The 1,539-nt window shown below is 44.5% G+C and carries 3 protein-coding genes; 2 read left to right on the forward strand and 1 reads right to left on the reverse strand.

What is annotated here, in order from left to right; all coding sequences use genetic code 11:
• The coding region (locus tag AB4496_RS20040) for an MOSC N-terminal beta barrel domain-containing protein (RefSeq protein WP_372131728.1) at window positions 1-141 on the reverse strand (141 nt) is incomplete at its 3' end.
• A gap of 218 nt (window positions 142-359) precedes the next feature.
• Here AB4496_RS20040 and AB4496_RS20045 point away from each other — a divergent pair.
• Together AB4496_RS20045 and pyrC are read left to right on the forward strand one after the other, a co-directional pair.
• Entirely contained in the window at window positions 360-518 is a 159-nt protein-coding gene (locus AB4496_RS20045) for a YqaE/Pmp3 family membrane protein (RefSeq protein ID WP_008215717.1), read from the forward strand.
• 192 nt (window positions 519-710) lie between these two features.
• Window positions 711-1,539: dihydroorotase (gene pyrC, locus AB4496_RS20050; protein ID WP_372131726.1), on the forward strand; the 829-nt coding region annotated here is incomplete at its 3' end.

Consider the following 1,539-nt stretch of genomic DNA (forward strand, 5'->3'; position numbering starts at 1 on the left):
CGCCAACATAAAACGTCTGTCGAAGGTAAGGCCCTGTTTTTCGACCCAAGCAGAAGAGAGTGCAATCCCACCTACTGATTTAACCGGAAACACATTGATTTGAGATAAAGAGAGAGCTTGATCTAAAGGTGACTGCGACATAACGATTCCAATGTTTTGTTGTTTGTCTCAATGCTAACAAATGGTTATAAATAGATAAACTGGCAGGCATTAAACACTTGATACTAAGCTAATATCTTGAAATGTTTAAATCACTGCCTTGTATACATTAAGACAGCAATGCATTAACACTCTCTATACGTTCTATAATATGAACACGGTTATCGCATTGAACTTTCATTGAATAAAAAGGATTTATCATGAACAAACTCGTCATTATCATTTTATGTGTATTGCTTCCGCCCGTTGGTGTGTTCTTCGCTCGCGGTGCAGGTAAAGATTTGCTGATTAACATCGTCCTGACCTTCTTCTTCTGGGTTCCAGGAATGATCCATGGTCTGTGGGTAGCCACCCGCTAACCCTTATTAACAAATAGATACCGAATAAAATATCCATAAAAACAAGCTCCTAACCCTGAAGAGTTAAAAATAGGATGAAATGAAAGTGCTTTTCCACTATCATCCTGTCGCCTAAACGTAAGCGATTGCTTTCACAGATTTCGCTGAGTTTAGGCTCCAACTACATAACACTTCAAATGGTGGGAGCCTTCAATGACACAACTTACGATTACTCGTCCTGACGACTGGCACGTTCATCTACGCGATGGCGAAGTATTAAAAGATACAGTCCGCGATATCAGCCGCTACAATGGTCGAGCGTTAATCATGCCAAACACCATCCCACCGGTAACCGATACCGAAATGGCTCTAGCTTACCGTGAACGCATCATGGCAGAGCAGCCAAGTGAACAGTTCCAGCCTCTAATGGCACTTTACCTAACAGACAACACAACACCTGACGAAATTCGCAAAGCGAAAGAATCTGGCGCTGTTGTAGCGGCGAAGCTATACCCTGCTGGCGCGACGACAAACTCGGATTCAGGCGTAACTTCAGCTCAAAAGATTTACCACGTGTTAGAAGCGATGCAAGAAGTGGGTATGTTGCTGCTTGTACACGGTGAAGTAACGGCTCACGATGTTGATATCTTCGACCGTGAAAAAGAGTTCCTAGACACAGTTCTAGCGCCGATTGTTAATGACTTCCCTAACCTGAAAATCGTTCTAGAGCACATCACGACGGCAGATGCAGCGACTTTCGTTAAGAACGCTAACGAGAACGTAGCGGCAACCATCACAGCTCACCACTTGCTTTACAACCGCAACCACATGCTGGTTGGCGGCATTAAGCCACATTTCTACTGCCTACCTATCCTTAAGCGTAACACACACCAGTTAGCACTTATCGAAGCGGCAACAAGCGGTAGCAAGAAGTTCTTCTTGGGTACCGATTCTGCGCCACACGCTAAAGGTGCTAAAGAGTCAGCATGTGGTTGTGCAGGTTCTTACACAGCGCACGCTGCAGTTGAACTGTACGCTGAAG

It is taken from the genome of Vibrio sp. 10N.222.46.A1 (genome assembly GCF_041473595.1).
Lineage (GTDB): Bacteria > Pseudomonadota > Gammaproteobacteria > Enterobacterales > Vibrionaceae > Vibrio > Vibrio tasmaniensis_A.

What these genes read in the sequence shown, in the direction of transcription:
- AB4496_RS20045 (WP_008215717.1), top strand. Translation starts at nt 360, where the DNA reads ATGAACAAACTCGTCATTATCATTTTATGTGTATTGCTTCCGCCCGTT.